Origin of the sequence: Pseudarthrobacter sp., assembly GCF_036675385.1 — a bacterium.
Taxonomy (GTDB): domain Bacteria; phylum Actinomycetota; class Actinomycetes; order Actinomycetales; family Micrococcaceae; genus Arthrobacter.
On the sequence record NZ_JAKFFD010000048.1, the window covers coordinates 1 to 17,263 of the forward strand.

The following is a 17,263-nucleotide window of genomic DNA, read 5'->3' on the forward strand; positions in this document are numbered from 1 at the left end:
GCATGACATGGGCCTCGTCCTGGCGGTTGTGGGTTATAAGCCGGATGACGGCGATAGCTTCAAGGCGTGCGGTCTGTTCGGTTGTGGTTGCCATGGTTGGTTCTCCTCTTCGGTTGGTGGTGCGCTGTTTTTCGGTGAGTCCGGCCCAGGTCCCGGCGGGTTCCGGGTGGGCTGTGATGTACGCCCGGCATGTGCCGAGCGCGGGACAGCCAAGGCATGCCCTGGCCGCGTCTTGTGCCGTTTTGTCGTCGTTGGCTGCCCAGACGGCGCGGCGGTCCAGGCAGGGCACGATGGCCCCGGAGCGGATCAGGAGGCCTAGACGGCCCATCAGTCCGGCGTGGGCGTCCAGGCGCGCCTGGTCGTCGTGCTGGTGGCCGCGTGCGGCCTGCCGTGGCTGGTTAGGCCGCTGATCGAATCCCATGATCCTTGCCCCCGATCTCTTGTTTTAACCCTGCCGTGCTAGTTGGCTCCACTAAGGGCCGGGCACTTCCGCATTCCTCCAGAAACCGCCGGGGAACGCAGCATGGACGATGGGGTTGTAGTGGGCCCAGTCCAGGGGCAGACCGGCGATGGCCGCCGCGACGGCGAATGCCCCGCTGGGCAGGTAGAGGCCGTCGTCGGTGTGGCGTTCGTACACGTGTTTCCAGTAGTAGGTGGAGAGGTCGCTGATGTTGGGTTTGGCGGGGACGAGACGGCGGGCGCACCACTGGGCGGCGGCCAGGATGTCCCGGAGGGTGGTTTCATGGAGCAGTTCCTCACGTGCGGCGGGGACGTTGATCCGGGAGAGCTGTCCGGGGTTGCCGTTGCCCCAGAGGTGGAGCCTGGGGTGGTCGTTGAGGATGGCTACGACGCGCGCGGCGATGCCTGCGTGGATGACGGTCATGGGGTGTCCTTTTTCATGGTCATTGTGGGGTGCCCCTTTCGTGGCAGTGGCAGCAGGGACCGGGGCGTGATTGTCACGCCGCCGGGGGACAGACAGTGATGGCTCCGTGTTCCGCGTTCCTGACATATAGGGGTGAGGAACGCGGAACGCTTCACGTTCCTTGTTCCCACCCGTTCCTTGAGGAACAAGGAACGCCCGCATCAGAAGCCCGCCGCCGTCTGGAATTGTTGCCGGTAGACCTTCAATGCCAGGGTTGCCCGGTCACTGCCCCATCCAATGCGTTCCTTGACGTCACGGACGGATTCCGGCGGCGGGTCCAGGTCTTTCAGGATGGCCAGGTCTTGCCCCGGCACGGTTTCGGGAATGCAGTCCCCGGCAGCGGGTGCCCACACCCTCCAGGAGCCGTCACGGTTCAGGCGGAACGTTCCTGCCAGCGGTTCCTTCTCGCCCGCCGGGCTTGCGGCCCTCAGCCCGCCGTGACGGTCCTTTTGCAGGACCAGTTGGCAGGAACCACCACGCCCGGGCGCGAAGGGTTCCTTGATCCGGACGCGTAGGGATGTTCCGCCGATGGACCTCATTTTCGCCGCCGTCCCCGTCGGTCCCTTGGTGTCCGGGTTCTTGGCGACGTGGTCAATGACTATGAGGCAGCACCCTGCCCGGGCCAGCGGCTTGAGCGCGTGCATGTGCGCGATGGTGAAGTCATCCGGGCTGTTGGAGTTGAGGTTCATCACGGGGAGCAGTTCCCCGATGCTGTCCATGACCACCACGGACGGCACCCAGTCCCGCAGGTCCGCAACGGTGGCCATGAGGTCTGGCCGGTCCTCGGGTTCCTTGTACCGGAACCGGCCTAGGTCCGCGAGCGCCTGTTTCGGCGCGCCGAGTTCCAGGAGCCTGGCGACCGTTGAGGCCATGCCGTTGTGGTCCAGGTCCACCACGGCGGCGGAACCTCCCTTCGCGAGGGCCTCCGCGACAGCTGCCAGTGCCACCCACGTCTTTCCTGACTCGGGCTCCCCGAACAGCATGTTGACCTGGCCCGCGTAGAACACCGCTGCACCGTCGTTCCGGAACAGGTGGGACGGTTCCGGAGGCTTGGGCAGGGTTCCGGCCAGCAGGGCAGCCACGTCGCCGTAGACCACAGCCGGCGGCGTGTTCCGCGTTCCTGCCCCCTCGGTGTCAGGAACGCGGAACACCTCTGATGCATGATGTGGTTCAGGATGAACCGGCCCGTACATCCCGTTGGGCGCATCGGTCAGCGCGAGGTACGGATTTGTCATGGCGTTCCACCGCCGCCCCGGCTCCAGTCTTTGCCCAGCCGGGCAGCCAGCTCCCATGGCTGGAAGCCCAGCCGCTCCAGGCGACGGCCCTCCCGGATCAATTCCCACGGTTCCAGGCCCATCACCACCGGGGCCACCAGAAAGCCCTCCGGGTGGCTGTCCAGGGGGTCCCGGCGTCCGCACTCCATCGGCGGACACCGCAGCGACTCCCGGCGGCGGCGGATTAGACTAGTGGACGGATCAAGTTTTCCGGCCCCCACTGCTTCCCGGCTTTGGGGGCTTTCTTGTTCCATGGACGTTCGGCCAGGGAATTTAGACGGCGGTGGCAACACGGCGTTCAGATTCACCGCACGCCTACCATGTGTTCGTTTTCGTAGGCCTCGACGTCGGTGAGGCGGTAGCGGACAGCGCCACCGATCTTCACATACGCGGGTCCGCGGCCTTCATAGCGCCACTGTCCAAGGGTGCGGGCCGGGACTTGCCAGCGCTCTGCTAAATCGGTCGCCGTGAGATGCCTTGGCTGCTGTTCTATGGGCATAAATTCCTCCAATAACGCCTTGTTGCGTCCCGCAACACTTCGATGTAACCGCATAGACAGTTCACGACACAACAGGTTGTTGCAAGTAACAACACCAGCGCGTACCGTAACAACATGAACAAGGCTGAAGACACCAAGCATCAGGAAGCATCCCTCCCCTGGGAGGCGGCGTTCGCAAAAGTGCTCGCCCGTCGTCGGCAAGAGCGCGGCATGTCACAGACCGAATTGGCCCGGCGCGCCACAGAAGCAGGATTGCCACTCTTCCAGCAGCAGATCCAGCGCATCGAAAACCTTGCCCGGCCAGTCCGGCTGAACGAAGCTGTAGTACTCGCGCGCCTTCTGGATCAAGACCCGTGGGTCATGATTCGTGAAATGGTTGATGATGCGTCTGCGAGGGACATTGTCAGCACCGCGCTTGAGATGGCAGACAATGCCGCGCTCCGCACAATCGCCACAATTCGGGACGAGTGGCATCGGTTCTCCGAGGCTGTCGACTATGCCGACGGTTGTTTGGCTGACTACATCCGGTACAAGAGGACAAGGGGGGCTGAGAACTCGGACGAAGTTGAATACTTCCGACGGAAACAGGCCCGGCTCGTGGCGACTCAAAAGGTCCTATTCGGTTCCGTATTGGCACGTGTACTAGATGACTGGGATGAGCCCCACCTCGCGAACGCCCCTGATGAAGACGAGGAGGCCTGACAATGGCCCGTGCATGGATTCAGGACGAATGGCTCGACGCCAACCGCCAACCGACAGCCAGAAACGGCACCGGCAGTAGATGGCGCGTGTACTGGTGGGAGGAAACGCAGACAGGACGCCGTCGCCGCTCCAAAAGGTTCCAGCGGAAACCCGACGCGCAGCAGTACGCCGCCAAACTCGACAACGACCTCAGAGCGGGCACCTACCGGCCACCGGAACACGCCGAAACCCTCCTGGCCGACGTCGCCGCCGAATGGCTCAGCACCCGTCTCGATATCAAGCCGGCCACATACCTGCACTACGGCCGGAGCCTCCAGGCCTACGTCCTCCCACAATGGGGATCACGGAGAATCGGCACCATCACGAAACCTGAGGTCGCCGCATGGATCAGCGCACTAGCCGCAGGTACGGCACCGGCATGCGGCAAAGTCCGGGGCAGCAATCCGGCCGAGTATGAGCCCAGACCAATGCGGGGCCCGTTGAAGCCCTCGAGTCTCGGGCACGTTCACACCGTGCTGTCTGCCGTCCTCGCATGGGCAGTGGAAACGGACCGGATCAGCCGCAACCCCGCGGCCGGTGTCCGGCTGCCACGAGTCGCCGCACCGGGACACGTCTACCTCAGCCACAACCAGGTGGAGGAGCTGGCCACCGCTGCCGAGGAACTCACCGGACGTCCGACAGACGGAACCCTCATCCGATTCCTGGCCTATACAGGCCTCCGGATCAATGAGGCCCTCGCGCTGAAAGTCTCAGCCCTTGACCTCATGCGCGCCCGCGCCGCCGTCAACGCAACGTGGACGCTCGACAGGGCTGGGAAAAAGGTACTGGGAACGCCTAAGACCCACGAGAAACGAGCCGTGCCGCTAGGGTTCCTCGTCAACGAACTGCTGGAACTCACCGCGACCCAAGCGCAGGACGCCTACGTATTCCAGACTCCCACCGGAGAGGCGCTGAACGACCACAACTGGCGGAACCGCGTGTTCAACCTCGCAGTCCGGGACGCTGACCTTGACGGACTCGGGATGACGCCGCACAAGCTCCGCCATACGGCAGCAAGCGCCGCGATAGGGTCCGGAGCCGACGTCAAAGTTGTTCAGCTCATGTTGGGGCACAAGGACGCAACGGAAACCCTCAATACCTATGGCCACCTTTGGCCTGATCGGCTGGACGAAGTCTCCGCATCCCTCGAAGCGGCCAGGAGGGCGGCTCTTAGCGCCCGGAGCAATGTCTCCAAAATGTCCCCACGCAGCGCTTAGCCCGGACCCGGGGACCGTTAGGCAACGCACGCAAAAACCCCCGATTCCCTGCAATTGCAAGGAACCGGGGGTATGCACTCTTCGCTAAAAGAGTGGGCCCTGTGGGGATCGAACCCACGACCCACGGATTAAAAGTCCGATGCTCTACCAACTGAGCTAAAGGCCCCAGCCGACGGTCAAACGACCGATCAGCCCAGTCCATTTCTGGACGTAAAATACTTTACCCCACACACGGGGCGGCTTTGACACGCAAGTTGTCCGCCGCCGTCGTATGTTCCGAATTCCGGACAGCGTTACCCGCGCTGGCAAGGTCCATCCTGGCTGCAAACAGCACTCGATTTCCCGCGCGGCACAGGAGTAGCGTGGGGGCATGAGCGAACAAGCAGGACCCAGTCACTACGGCGGAGCCAACCGGCATCACAAGCCCAAGCCGTTCGCCCCCATCGACTTTGAGCCGTTCGCAGGCGGCCCCGATCCTGCGCGCGTCTCCGAGGCCGCCCACCTCGCCGCCCAGGCACTGGTGCGCCACGGACGCGACAGCGACGATCCCGTCATCACCGAACGCCTAGTCAAGCTGACCGACGAGCAGGGCCTGGAGGCCATCGCGGAGATGTGGGCGGAAAGCCCGGCGCGTTCGCTGCCCGGCGCCCTCTGGCGGCTGTACGCCCTGCGCGCCGCCACCGTCCAGGACCCCGAACGGATCTCCGTGTACTTCCGGGCAGGCAAGGACACCGCGCAGGTTTCCAACGTGGTGGCCGGCGCCGCTGAACCGCCGGGAGCCGAGGAAATGCGGACCATGGCTGACGCCATTCTCTCCGGAGCGTTCGACGGCGAGTTCGACGTCGCGCTGGAACGTTCCGCCGCGTTCTGCCGCGTGGTGGCGCTGGGCCAGGCGACGATCGCCGACGGTGCCGAGCTCGGCAACGAGGCCCACGCAAGCAAGCTCACGCGCAACTCGCACCAGCTCGTGAAGACGGCCGAGGACCTTGAACATGCGGCAAACGCCTGGCGGCTGGGCGAGCTCGACTGAACCACCGGCGCCGATCTGTCAATGTTGACTTGGGCCAAGCAACGTAGAACACTGAAACTGGTGTCGAGCCGCGAAACCCCCGGGCTTCAACAATTAGCCGCCTAGAGCGGCCTACCGCCGAGAGGCGTATCCGGTTCGGCACCATTTTTTTGCGCCTGTTTACAGGCCGCGGCAACTGGGCCGGTAGTATCAACATCAGCTGCTGGCCTGCGTCAAGTTACAAGTGGGCGGCCCCCGACCCCTGCACATCCCCGGAGACCGGTACCCAACGTGAAGCTGCGCCTTTTTCCCCAGGAGCCCGCAGGGCTGATCCTGCTGTCCCAGATGGCCCAGCAAATTGTGCATGCCAGCGCCACCATGGCAGAGATCCTTGGCGTACCTGCCACGGAGCACGCCAAGCTCGTGGACGACATGCACAACCACGAGGCCAGGTCCGGCGAACTGCACTTTGCCTTGCTCACGCACATGCGCACGAGCTTTGTGAACCCGCTCCCCCGCGAAGACATGTACGCGCTGTCCCGCTACCTCAACGAGGCCCTCGAGAAGCTGGACGGCGCCGCGGAACTTGTTTTCCTGTACCAGCTGGACCGCCTGCCGCGGCGGGCGGCCGACCAGCTCGAGATCATCAGCCGGCAGGCCGAGCTCACTGTGGACGCCATGCGCCGGCTCGACAACCTCGACGACCTCGAGGACTACTGGATCGAGATCCTCAGGCTCGCCAAACGCGCGGAACGGACCCACCGGGTCTGGGTGGCGGACATGATCCGGGACATGAAGTGGGCGCAGTATTCCCGTAACCGCGACGTCGCCAACCAGCTGGTGGAAGTCACCAAGGACATGCGCCGCATCGCTACCCAGGTAGGCAGCATCATCGTCAAGGAATCCTGACGTGACGGCAGTGATTTTCGGCATTGTGGTCCTGCTGACCGCAGTGTTTGCCTTCCTCAACGGCTTCAGGGACGTCTCCACCTCCGTGGCGTTGGCTGTCCGCACCAGGGCGCTCACACCCAGCGTTGCCGTGCTGCTGGCTGCCTGCTTCAATTTCCTGGGCGCCATGATCAGCGCCACCGCAGTGGTTGCTGTCAGCCACACGTGGATCCACCTGCCCGACGGCGAAAGCGGCCTCAGCATCCTGGTTTCGTCCCTGGCAAGCGCCTCTGCCTGGGGCCTGCTGATGTGGTGGCGGGGCATCCCGGCTTCCTCGACGCACGCCCTGGTGGGCGGGCTGGCCGGGGCAGGGCTCGCCAGCTTGGCCGTGGGCGGGGCGGGAGTGGGCAGCGTTGACCATTCCCTGCTGGTCCAGGTCATCCTGCCGCTGGTGCTCTCACCCGCCGTCGCTTACATTGGCGCGTACCTGCTGGTATTCCCAACGACCTGGGCGGCGCGCTACGCCCAGCCCAGCGTCATCAACCAGCGCTTCCGCCGCAGCCAGGCCATCGCGGCAGGGGCCGTGGCGTTCGGCCACGGCATGCAGGACGGCCAGCGTGTGGGCGCCGTGCTGCTCCTGGCCCTGGTCGCGGCAGGATACGCCGACGGCGAGAGTATCCCCCTGTGGGTGGCACTGGTATCCGCCCTGATGATCACGGCCGGAACCCTCTTTGGCGGCTGGCGGATCTCCCACACCATCGGCTACAAGATCACCAGGGTGGACCCGTTGCGGGGCTCCGTGGCCCAGACTTTCAGCGGCGTGATGCTGTTTCTCGGGGCGATCGCGTTGCAGTGGCCCCTCTCCACCACCCACACTGTCACCGCGGCCGCGCTGGGGGCCGGCGAGAACCAGCACTTCTCAGTCACCAACCGGAAACTGGTCATGCAGATCCTGGCCCTGTGGGTCCTCACCCCTGCTGCAGCCGCGGCCGGGGCCTTCGTGCTGGCCCTGGCGATGTCACCTTTGGCGGGCTGAGCGCAAGCCTTAAACGCCGCGGGGATTATCCGAAGCGGCCGGAGACGTAGTCCTCGGTGGCCTTCACGTTGGGGTTGTTGAAGATTGTCTGGGTGTTCCCGTATTCGATCAGCTTGCCCGGCTTGCCGGTACCGGCGATGTTGAAGAACGCCGTCTTTTCCGAAACGCGGGCGGCCTGCTGCATGTTGTGGGTCACGATCACCACGGTGTACTGGTCCTTGAGATCGTTGATAAGGTCCTCGATGGCCAGCGTGGAGATCGGGTCCAGCGCGGAGCACGGCTCGTCCATGAGGATCACCTGCGGTTCCACCGCAATGGCACGAGCGATGCAGAGGCGCTGCTGCTGGCCGCCTGACAGGCCGGACCCGGGCTTCTCCAGGCGGTCCTTGACCTCGTTCCAGAGGTTGGCGCTCTGCAGGGACCTCTCCACGAGGACGTCGGCCTCGCCCTTGGAGATCTTCTTGTTGTTCAGCTTGACGCCGGCCAGCACGTTGTCGCGGATGGACATGGTGGGGAACGGGTTGGGCCGCTGGAAGACCATGCCGATCTGCGAACGCACCGTCACGGGGTCCACGCCGGGGCCGTAGAGGTTGTCGCCGTCCAACAGGACTTCGCCTTCGACGCGGGCGCCGGGCAGAACCTCGTGCATGCGGTTCAGGGTGCGCAGGAACGTGGACTTGCCACAGCCTGAGGGACCGATGAAGGCCGTTACGGACTTGGCCTCGATGTTGATGGTGACATCCTCCACGGCCAGAAAATCGCCGTAGTACACGTTCAGGTCTTTGACGTCGATGCGCTTAGACATGGTGTTCCTTCACTTGCTGGGGTACGGATTGAAGTCTAGGGTTTGGCCGCGAGGACCGGAATGGCCTGCTGAAAAAAATTTCAGCGGCCGGTTTTGGGCGCAAAGGTCCTGGCGATCAGCCGGGCGCCAAGGTTCAGCACCATTACCAGGATGATCAGCACCAGGGCGGCGCCCCAGGCCCGCTGCGAGGACGGGTCCGGGTTCGCCGGCGAGGTGGGGTTCAGGATCTGGGTATAGATGAACGTGGGTAGCGAGGCCATCCAGCCGCCGAACACGTTGTTATTGATGCTGGTGGCAAACCCGGCGGTGACCAGGATGGGCGCAGTCTCACCGATAACGCGGGCGATCGCCAAGGTGACGCCGGACGCGATGCCGGAGATCGCCGTCGGGATAACCACCTTGAGGATGGTGCGCCACTTACGCACACCCAACGCGTAGGCCGCTTCGCGCAGTTCGTTGGGGACGATCTTGAGCATTTCCTCGCTGGAACGCACCACGACAGGAATCATCAGGACCGAAAGTGCGACGGCGGCGACGGCACCGGTCTTGGTGCCGGGCCCCACCACGGCGAAGAAGAACGCTGCGGCGAACAGGCCGGCCACGATGGACGGGATGCCGGTCATAACGTCCACAAAGAACGTGATGGCGCGGGCCAAACGGCCGTCGTGGCCGTACTCCACCAGGTAAATGGCGCTCAGCAGTCCGACGGGCACGGAGATCACGGTGGCTACCAGCGTGATCTGGATGGTACCCAACAGGGCGTGGTAGATGCCACCGATAACGGGGGCGCCCTCTTCAACGGCCTTATTGTCGTAGACGCCCGTGACGCCGTTCATGGAGCTGGTGAGGAAGCCCGGGGAGATGAGGCCGGGGACTCCGTTGACCAGCACCGTCCAGATCACGGAGATCAGTGGGAGCAGCGCGATCAGGAACGAGCCCACCACCAGGCAGGTGGCCAGCTTGTCCTTGGCTTTGCGGGAGCCTTCCACCGCGGCGCTCCAGCCCACCAGGCCGGCAGTGAAGAGGATGGCCGAGACGATGCCCCAGCCAAAGGCATTGAACCCGATGAGTGCCAGGATTGCGGCGCCCACGATGAGCGCGAGTCCCAGGACAACGTACGGCGCGTACTTGGGTAGCTGGCCTTTGGTGAGGGCTGAACGCTTACTGCGCACGGGGGTAAGAGTGGAGGACATTTAGTTGGCTCCCGAGAATTCTTTGTGCCGGGTGATGATCCAGCGGGCGATCATGTTGACTCCCAGGGTGATCACAAAAAGGACCAGGCCGGCAGCGATCAGCGTGCTGACTTTGAGGCCACTCGCTTCGGGAAAGTTCAGCGCGATCTCCGCGGCGATGGTCTGGTTGCCGGACGTGATCAGGCTGGCTGTCAGGGCACCGGAGGAGAGGACCAGGGCAACTGCCATGGTCTCGCCCAGCGCACGGCCCAGGCCCAGCATGACGGCGCTGATGATGCCCGGACGGGCGAACGGCAGGACCGCCATTTTGATCATTTCCCAGCGCGTGGCACCGAGGGCCAGGGCGGCTTCCTCATGGAGCTTGGGCGTCTGCAGGAAGATTTCGCGGCTCAGTGACGTGATGATCGGCAGGACCATCACCGAGAGCACAATGCCGGCGGTCAGGATGGTTTTGCCGGTGGCAGAGGCGGGACCTTGGAAGATGGGCAGCCAACCCATGTTCCCGGCCAGCCAGTTGTAGGCAGGGGAGATTTCCTTGGCGAGGAACGCCGCGCCCCAGGCACCGTAAATCACCGACGGGATGGCGGCCAGGAGGTCCACCACGTAGCCAAGGCCGGACGCGAGTCCGCGCGGGGCGAAGTGGGAGATGAACAGGGCCACGCCAATGGCGATGGGTGTTGCGATCACCAGTGCGATGACGGCTGCGATGAGGGTACCGATAACGATCGGCCAGATGTAGGCGAAGAAACCTTTGCCGCCCTGGATCTCGGCGGCGGGGGCGGTGAGCGCCGGAATGGCCTGGACTACAAGGAAGAGTGCCACGCCGAACAAGACGGCGAGGATGAGGCACCCGGCGGCCAGGGCGGCGCCGGAAAAGATCTTATCCCCGGCGCGGCCTGCGCCCTGGGAACTACTCAGGGGGGTGGCGGTCATTCCAGACCCTTCGGTTGTGGGTGGTGCCTAAATCGAGCTTACAAGCCAAAGTTCCCCGCCCCGCCTTTCGGCGTGGCGGGGAACGTGGTTCAGGGACAGGTACTAGGACTTGACCTTGATGGATTCAATGGCCTTGACGGCCTTCTCGGCGAGGGCCGAGGAGAGCGGCGCGGACTTCGCGGAATCAGCAGCCGTCTTCTGGCCGGCGTCCGAAACTACGTAGCTTTCGAAGGCCTTGACGAGGTCAACGGTTTCCTGCTTGTCGTAGGTGGTGCAGACAACGTGGTAGGAAACCAGGACGACCGGGTAGGCGCCAGTCGCGGTGGTCTTGCGGTCCAGCTTGATGGCGACGTCAGTAGCGGAGCGGCCATCTACGGCCTTGCCGGCTTCAACAGCCTTGGCAGCGGCGTCGGCGGAGATCTTGACGAACTCGCTGCCCACCTTGATGGAGGCGGTGCCCAGCTTGCCGCCCACAGCGGAGTCATCCGCGTAGGTCACGGCGCCCGGGGTGTCGGTGACAGTCTTGACAACACCGGAGGTGCCCTTGGCGTTTTCGCCCTGCAGGGTTGCGGGCCAGATGCCGGCAGCCTTGTCGGTCCAAACATCCGCAGCAGCAGCCGCAAGGTACTCGGTGAAGTTGGTGGTGGTACCGGAATCGTCAGAGCGGTTCACCGGGGTGACCTTCAGGTCCGGGAGGCTGACACCCGAGTTCAGGGCGGCGATGGCGGGGTCGTTCCAGTTGGCGATCTCGCCGCGGAAGATCTTGGCCACGGTGGTTGCGTCAAGCTTCAGCTCGGTGACGCCGGGGACGTTGAACGCCACAGCGATCGGGGAGATATAGACGGGGATGTTGATGGCGCCTTCCGGGCCGCACTTGGCCTTGGAGCTGGCCAGCTCTTCATCCTTGAGGTACGCATCGGAGCCGGCGAACTGGGCCGAGCCGTCGATGATTGCCTTGCGGCCTGCGCCGGAACCGTCCGGAGAGTACTGCACGGTGGCGCCGGGGTTGGCAGCGGCGAAGCCGGCCTTCCAGGCGTCCATGGCTGCACCGGTGGAGGATGCTCCGATCCCGGTCAGCGTGCCGGTGACCTTGGGGCCGGCAGAAGTCTGGTTGCCTGCAGGCGTGTTGCCCGTGGCGTTATCTGAACCGCAGGCGGTGAGCGCGAGTGCGCCGGCTGCAATTACAGCGATAGCCGCGTGGCGGCTGAAACGGAGTGCCTTCACTAGATGTACCCCTTCCAGGGTTATTCAGTTGCGGGGAGGGCCCGGAGAAGCCCTGCAGCGCGATGCGTATGTTTTGTACCTTCATCGAAGGTAGGTCCCGCAGGTTAAGCGATGGGCGGCCAAAGGTGAACAGGAGATTAACGACGGCGGCATATTGGCTTACAACTGCGGCGTCACCATTGCGCGCGTCACACTTTCGGTCTTAGGTGCCGGGCCGGCAAATAGACTGGAGGGCATGGCCGCAGCAGCAGGACTCTCAGCAAGCAGGCGTTTCCTGCGCGGACGCATCCGCACCGGCCTGGTCCGGAGCCGGAACTCACTGGTCCCCGCCGTCCAGATGACCGCGTGCGCGGTGGGGGCGTACGCCTTCGCCGAGTATGTCCTGGGGCACTCCGGACCCCTCTTTGCGGCCACATCGTCACTGATCGCGTTGGGCTTCTCACGTGACCCGCGGCTGCGCCGCGTGATGGAGGTGGGCCTCGGCTGCACCATCGGGATCGCCGTCGGTGATCTGCTGCTGCACTGGCTGGGCAGCGGAATCTGGCAGGCCGCCGTCGTACTTCTGTTCTCCATCCTGCTGGCCCGTTTCCTGGACAGCGGTAACATCTTCACCACGCAGCTGGGGCTGCAATCCTTGCTGGTGGTGCTGCTGCCGGCGCCGGACGGCGGGCCTTTCACGCGCAGCCTGGACGCCGTGGTGGGTGGCCTTTTCGCCCTCCTGGTGACCATCCTGATTCCGAAGGATCCGCGCCGGGAGCCCCGAAAGGATGTCCGGAAGCTGCTCCACGAACTGGCCGAAGTGCTTCGGGAATGCGCCACCGCCCTGACCGAAAGCGACTCCACGCAGGCCTGGCACGCGCTGATCCGCGGCCGGAACTGCCAGCCGCTCGTGGACGCGATGCGCCATTCCCTGCGCGCTTCCGGTGAAGTGGCCACCCTCGCACCGGCCCACCGCCGGCACCGCGACGAGCTGGACCGGCTTGAGAATTCCCTTGACTTCATCGACCTTGCGCTCAGGAACAGCCGCGTCTTCGCACGCCGGCTGACCAGCGCCATCAACCACGCCGCGCTTTCAGACAACGCCACCGCGAACATGGCCGACGTGCTCCAAGAAACCGCGGCCGCGATTGATGAACTGTCGCTCGGCCTGGCGGAAACGCACGACGGCGTGCGCCGCGCCCATCTTCGGACGGCCCGGCAGGACTTCAGCGAGATCGCGCTGCGGCTGCACCCCAAATTGCTGGAGGTCGAGCGGCTGGAGGGTGAGACTGTGGTGATGCTGTTCCGGCCGCTCATGGTGGACCTCCTGGAGGCCACCGGCATGGATTCGCGCGAGGCCCGGGACGTGCTGCCGGGGTTGTAGGGGCCCCGGTGGTTACCCTTTCTCGGGCCAATACTGTCGGTGCCCGCCAGTAGGGTGGAACCCATGGCAACAAAGACTTCCCGGGCGTCCAAGGCGCCGGCTTATAAGTGCGCCGAATGCGGCTGGACCACGGTCAAGTGGGTGGGGCGCTGCGGCGAGTGCCAGGCGTGGGGCACGGTTGAGGAAACCGGCGCCGCCGTAGCGCGTACGACGGCGGCAACCACAGTTCTGGAGCCGGCCCGCCGGATTGCCGAGGTGGATGCCACTACGGCGGCTTTCCTGCCCACCGGAGTGGACGAGCTGGACCGGGTGCTGGGCGGCGGCCTGGTTCCGGGCGCGGTCATCCTGCTGGCCGGGGAGCCTGGCGTGGGCAAGTCCACGCTGCTGCTGGACGTCGCGGCCAAGTTTGCCCGCACTGCCCAGGATGTCCTGTATGTCACGGGCGAGGAATCCGCTGCACAGGTGAAGCTGCGCGCCGAACGGATCGACGCCGTCGCCGATTCCCTGTACCTGTCCGCCGAAACGGACCTGGGGCAGGCGCTGGGGCAGGTCGAGAAGATCGAGCCGCGGCTGCTGATTGTGGACTCGGTCCAGACCCTCAGCAGCGCAGACGTGGACGGCAGCGCCGGCGGCGTCTCGCAGGTACGTGAGGTTGCGGCGTCCATCATCGCGGCGGCCAAGCGCCGGAACATGACCACGTTGCTGGTGGGGCACGTGACGAAGGACGGGTCAATCGCGGGGCCGCGGCTGCTCGAACACCTGGTGGATGTGGTCTGCCAGTTCGAAGGCGAGCGTCACTCCCGGCTCCGGATGCTGCGCGCGGTGAAGAACCGGTATGGGCCCACGGACGACGTCGGCTGTTTTGACCTGAATGAGAACGGCATCGAAGGGCTGACGGACCCCAGCGGGCTGTTCGTCAGCCGCACCAAGGAACCTGTTTCAGGCACCTGCATCACGGTGACCATGGAAGGGCGGCGGCCGCTGTTGGCCGAGGTGCAGTCGCTGCTTGCCGAGAGCGCCAACTCGCAGCCCCGGCGGGCCACCAGCGGCCTGGACAGTTCACGGGTGTCCATGCTCCTGGCGGTGCTGCAGCAGCGTGCCGGCTGCCTGCTGCACAAGGACGATTCCTACGTGGCTACCGTGGGCGGTGTGAAGCTCAGTGAACCGGCCACTGACCTCGCTGTTGCCCTTGCCGTCGCGTCCGCGAAGGCCCGCAAACCCCTGCCCATCCGGCTGATCGCATTCGGCGAAGTGGGCCTGGCCGGCGAGGTCCGGCCCGTGCCCGGCATCAACCAGCGCATCCAGGAAGCACACCGTCTGGGCTTCACCCACGCCGTGGTCCCGGCCAGCCACAACGGACCCGGACCCGTGCCACCAGGCTTCTCCGTCCGGGAAGTGGAGCACCTTACGGAGGCGTTGAGCCTGCTGATCGGGTAGGGCAGCTAGGCTTTCACAACGACCTTCAGGCAGCCGGAGGGTCATCACAGCTGTGTCTGGGGGGCAGACTGATGCATCAAACGCAAGGAAATGGCTCGACGCCGGACCAGGAACCGCCAAACGACGGTCTTCTCGCAGGGAGGATCGACGCGCTATTCGCGGGCCTTGGCGCCCGCGGGCGGGTGGTGTTGAGCCACCTGCCGCTGACCGTGACGGTGGTCCTCATCGTGGCGGCCGCTGCGTTGTTCAGCCCTGCAACCCTCGTGGATGAGCGTTTCAGGCTGGCGCTGCTGGGCCATTCGGTCATCTTCGTTGCGTGTGTGGCTGTCCCATGGGGCAGGCTGCCGGCCCCCGTGTTGAGTGTGGTTCCGGTCCTGGATTGCCTTGCCATTGGCTTTACGAGGGAAGCTGGCGGGCCAAGCTTCAATGTCTTGAGCCTGATGCTTGTCTTCCCCGTGATCTGGCTGTCCGTGGGCCGCCAGCGCAGCAGGGTGCTCCTCGCTGTGCTGGGGGTCGTGCTCAGTACCGTCATCCCGGCCGCGGCCCTGGGCTCCCCGCCCGCCGAGGGGTCGATGATCCGGACCATCTTCCTGCCGTTGGTGATGGCCGCAATTGCCGTCTCCGCGCATATCGTCTCAGGAACACTCCACCGGCAGCGCAAAGCGCTGCTGCGGAAAGACCAGGCCCTGGCGGAAACGCTTGCTGAGAGTGTGGACCGCCAGCGGCTCCTGGACGCCGTGCTGGCGGCGGTGGGAGTGGGCGTCTGGGTGGTGGACAAGGACGGAAACAATGTCCTGATCAACCGGGCCATGCGCGATGATCCGACATTGGCCCGACTGACCGAAGCGGAGAGCACTACCACCCTGCTGCTCAGCGACCGGGCGACGCCGGTGCCTTCCGGCGGGCTCCCCGCTGCCCGCGTTGCCCGGGGCGATGTGTTCACGGACGAGCTGATCTGGGCAGGCGATGAAATGGACCAGCGCGCCTTTTCCGTCAGCGCGCATACCATTTGCTCCAGCGACGGAGCGCGCAGCGGCGGTGTCATAACGTTGGTGGACGTGACAGCCCTGATCACAGCGCTCGCCGCGAAGGACGACTTCGTTGGCACCGTCTCCCACGAGCTGCGAACGCCCCTGACGTCCATCCTCGGCTACCTCGAACTCGTTCTGGAGGAACCCGGGCATGAAGGGATCGAAGCCGAACTGCAGGTGGTATACCGGAACGCGACGCATCTGTTGGGCCTGGTGAACGATCTGATCGCGGTGGCCTCTGAACGTGTGGACCTTTCGCTGCAGGAGGCCGACCTCGCACGGCTCCTCGCCGACGTCGTCGATTTCACGCTCCCCCAGGCCGCCAACAGGGGCCTTGAACTGGTCCTCGAGGTGGAGCCGTCGCTCACCGCCCGGATGGACATCCCGCGGATCCGCCAGGTGGTCACCAACCTGCTCTCCAACGCGATCAAATACTCTCCCGACGGCGGCCGCATCACCGCCCGGGCGCACCGCACCGGCACGGACCTCGTCTGCTCGATCACCGATCCCGGCGTCGGCATGAGCACGGAAGACCAGGAGCAGGCGTTCACCAAATTTTTCCGCTCCGCGCGGTCCCGCGAAACGGCCATCCCCGGGGCGGGCCTGGGGCTCCCCGTCAGCAAGACCATCGTCGAGGGCCACGGCGGTTCGATGAGCCTCACCAGCGCTCCGGGCGCAGGTACCACGGCGACATTCGTCCTGCCGGCGTCCTGAACGACAGTTCTCAGGGCTGGACCACTGCGCCTGCCGGTTGGAAGTTGAGGAGTACTTTTCCTGATGCGGCGGAGTTCCTGGCGGTTTCGAAGGCCTCCAGTCCTTGGCTGAGTGGGTATTCGTGGGTGATGACGGGGCCGATGTTCAGGGTGCGGTCGGCGAGGGCGGTGATGACGTCGTCGATCTCGTTGTTGAAACGGAAGGACCCGCGCAGGTCCAGTTCCCGGGTGATGGCCAGGGAGATCAGGACCGGCTGGGGTCCGGTGGGCAGCAGCCCGACCATGACCACGGTCCCGCCGCGCCCCGCGCCCTGAATGGCCGAGGCCAGGCCGTGGTGGCTGCCGGAGGACTCGATGACCACGTCGGCCTGCACGGCGCCGATCGCGTCGGTGTCGCCGGCTCGCAGGGTCTGATCCGCGCCGACGGCGGCGGCGATCTCCAACGGTTTGGCATGGACATCGACGGCGGTGATCCGGGCCGCGCCGGCACGTTTGAGGACCGCGACGGCCAGGGCGCCGATCGGGCCGCAGCCGATCACCAGCACGCTCTTGCCGGCCACGTCCCCGGCACGGGCGACGGCGTGCCAGGCCACGGCGGCGGGTTCGATCAGTGCCGCGGTCCGCAGATCCACCCCGGCCGGGAGCGCCCGCAGCATCCTCGCGGGCAGGTTCACGTACCGGACAAGCAGGGCGCCATCCGCTTCCGGTCGAGCCGGATCCGGGCTCACGGGGCAAGCCTCAACCAACTGGTGGCGCAGGCCCTCCGGGACGGTACTCCCGTCGCCGACCTGGCCCGGATCACCCATCTGTCCACGCTGGCGGTGCGGCGGACCGGCCGCGCCTTCGACGATCTGCAGCCGTCAGGGCTGGCGGCGGCCGAGCACCTCAGTGCGATCTCACACCTGCTGCGGGAACTGACCGCCTTGGAGGACTCGAAGGCAGCAGTCGAAACGGAGCGCCTGCACCTGCTTGCCGAGG

The 17,263-nt window shown here is 65.2% G+C and carries 17 protein-coding genes, 1 tRNA gene and 2 pseudogenes; 9 read left to right on the forward strand and 11 right to left on the reverse strand.

Annotated elements, in window-relative coordinates; genetic code table 11:
• From V6M49_RS04415 to V6M49_RS04435, 5 genes are all read right to left on the reverse strand, one after another.
• A partial coding sequence (locus V6M49_RS04415) for a WhiB family transcriptional regulator (RefSeq protein ID WP_332760222.1) occupies positions 1–421 on the reverse strand: 421 nt, incomplete at its 3' end.
• 51 nt (positions 422–472) lie between these two features.
• Positions 473–883: a hypothetical protein gene (locus tag V6M49_RS04420; RefSeq protein WP_332760224.1), complete on the reverse strand. Its 411-nt coding sequence runs from the start codon at positions 881–883 to the stop codon at positions 473–475.
• Between the two features lie 200 nt (positions 884–1,083).
• The gene (locus V6M49_RS04425) at positions 1,084–2,157 is read right to left on the reverse strand and encodes an AAA family ATPase (RefSeq protein WP_332760225.1); all 1,074 of its coding nucleotides are present in this window, start codon (positions 2,155–2,157) and stop codon (positions 1,084–1,086) included.
• The gene (locus V6M49_RS04430; protein ID WP_332760226.1) at positions 2,154–2,345 is read right to left on the reverse strand and encodes a hypothetical protein; all 192 of its coding nucleotides are present in this window, start codon (positions 2,343–2,345) and stop codon (positions 2,154–2,156) included. Before V6M49_RS04430 ends, V6M49_RS04425 begins: the two co-directional genes overlap by 4 nt.
• Before the next feature lie 155 nt (positions 2,346–2,500).
• Entirely contained in the window at positions 2,501–2,695 is a 195-nt protein-coding gene (locus V6M49_RS04435) for a helix-turn-helix transcriptional regulator (protein ID WP_332760227.1), read from the reverse strand.
• A 114-nt stretch (positions 2,696–2,809) separates the two neighbouring features.
• Here V6M49_RS04435 and V6M49_RS04440 point away from each other — a divergent pair, with 114 nt between their 5' ends.
• Both V6M49_RS04440 and V6M49_RS04445 read left to right on the forward strand, forming a co-directional pair.
• Positions 2,810–3,397 (forward strand): helix-turn-helix domain-containing protein, encoded by a 588-nt coding sequence (locus V6M49_RS04440; RefSeq protein WP_332760228.1) that lies wholly within the window; start codon positions 2,810–2,812, stop codon positions 3,395–3,397.
• Between the two features lie 2 nt (positions 3,398–3,399).
• Positions 3,400–4,653 (forward strand): tyrosine-type recombinase/integrase, encoded by a 1,254-nt coding sequence (locus tag V6M49_RS04445; RefSeq protein ID WP_332760230.1) that lies wholly within the window; start codon positions 3,400–3,402, stop codon positions 4,651–4,653.
• Positions 4,654–4,746: 93 nt separating this feature from the next.
• Here V6M49_RS04445 and V6M49_RS04450 read toward each other — a convergent pair.
• Positions 4,747–4,819, reverse strand: a tRNA-Lys gene (locus V6M49_RS04450).
• A gap of 204 nt (positions 4,820–5,023) precedes the next feature.
• On the opposite strand from V6M49_RS04450, the gene V6M49_RS04455 reads away from it, so the two are divergent.
• From V6M49_RS04455 to V6M49_RS04465, 3 genes are all read left to right on the forward strand, one after another.
• Positions 5,024–5,683: a hypothetical protein gene (locus V6M49_RS04455; RefSeq protein WP_056347859.1), complete on the forward strand. Its 660-nt coding sequence runs from the start codon at positions 5,024–5,026 to the stop codon at positions 5,681–5,683.
• Between the two features lie 270 nt (positions 5,684–5,953).
• A complete protein-coding gene (locus V6M49_RS04460; protein WP_141139179.1) occupies positions 5,954–6,571 on the forward strand; it encodes a DUF47 domain-containing protein in 618 nt (205 codons plus the stop codon).
• 1 nt (position 6,572) lies between these two features.
• Entirely contained in the window at positions 6,573–7,586 is a 1,014-nt protein-coding gene (locus V6M49_RS04465; RefSeq protein WP_332760235.1) for an inorganic phosphate transporter, read from the forward strand.
• A gap of 25 nt (positions 7,587–7,611) precedes the next feature.
• Here V6M49_RS04465 and pstB read toward each other — a convergent pair whose 3' ends face one another.
• The 4 genes from pstB to pstS form a co-directional block, all read right to left on the reverse strand.
• On the reverse strand, positions 7,612–8,391 hold the full coding sequence (gene pstB / locus V6M49_RS04470; protein ID WP_141139177.1) for a phosphate ABC transporter ATP-binding protein PstB: 780 nt from the start codon (positions 8,389–8,391) through the stop codon (positions 7,612–7,614).
• 80 nt (positions 8,392–8,471) lie between these two features.
• Positions 8,472–9,584 (reverse strand): phosphate ABC transporter permease PstA, encoded by a 1,113-nt coding sequence (gene pstA / locus V6M49_RS04475; protein WP_141139176.1) that lies wholly within the window; start codon positions 9,582–9,584, stop codon positions 8,472–8,474.
• The gene (gene pstC, locus V6M49_RS04480; protein ID WP_141139175.1) at positions 9,585–10,517 is read right to left on the reverse strand and encodes a phosphate ABC transporter permease subunit PstC; all 933 of its coding nucleotides are present in this window, start codon (positions 10,515–10,517) and stop codon (positions 9,585–9,587) included.
• A gap of 102 nt (positions 10,518–10,619) precedes the next feature.
• A complete protein-coding gene (gene pstS / locus V6M49_RS04485; RefSeq protein ID WP_332760240.1) occupies positions 10,620–11,741 on the reverse strand; it encodes a phosphate ABC transporter substrate-binding protein PstS in 1,122 nt (373 codons plus the stop codon).
• Positions 11,742–11,976: 235 nt separating this feature from the next.
• Here pstS and V6M49_RS04490 point away from each other — a divergent pair, with 235 nt between their 5' ends.
• The 3 genes from V6M49_RS04490 to V6M49_RS04500 all read left to right on the forward strand — a co-directional run bounded on the left by V6M49_RS04490 (position 11,977) and on the right by V6M49_RS04500 (position 16,286).
• Positions 11,977–13,104, forward strand: a complete 1,128-nt coding sequence (locus V6M49_RS04490) for an FUSC family protein (protein WP_332760242.1) — start codon at positions 11,977–11,979, stop codon at positions 13,102–13,104.
• 63 nt (positions 13,105–13,167) lie between these two features.
• Positions 13,168–14,541, forward strand: a complete 1,374-nt coding sequence (gene radA / locus V6M49_RS04495) for a DNA repair protein RadA (protein ID WP_056347843.1) — start codon at positions 13,168–13,170, stop codon at positions 14,539–14,541.
• A 71-nt stretch (positions 14,542–14,612) separates the two neighbouring features.
• Complete coding sequence (locus tag V6M49_RS04500) at positions 14,613–16,286, forward strand: sensor histidine kinase (protein ID WP_332760245.1); 1,674 nt, start codon at positions 14,613–14,615, stop codon at positions 16,284–16,286.
• 10 nt (positions 16,287–16,296) lie between these two features.
• On the opposite strand, the pseudogene V6M49_RS04505 reads toward V6M49_RS04500, so the two are convergent.
• A pseudogene (locus V6M49_RS04505) lies at positions 16,297–16,998 on the reverse strand (zinc-binding dehydrogenase); the annotation flags it as partial.
• Positions 16,999–17,034: 36 nt separating this feature from the next.
• On the opposite strand from V6M49_RS04505, the pseudogene V6M49_RS04510 reads away from it, so the two are divergent.
• Positions 17,035–17,263 (forward strand): annotated as a pseudogene (locus V6M49_RS04510) (hypothetical protein); the annotation flags it as partial.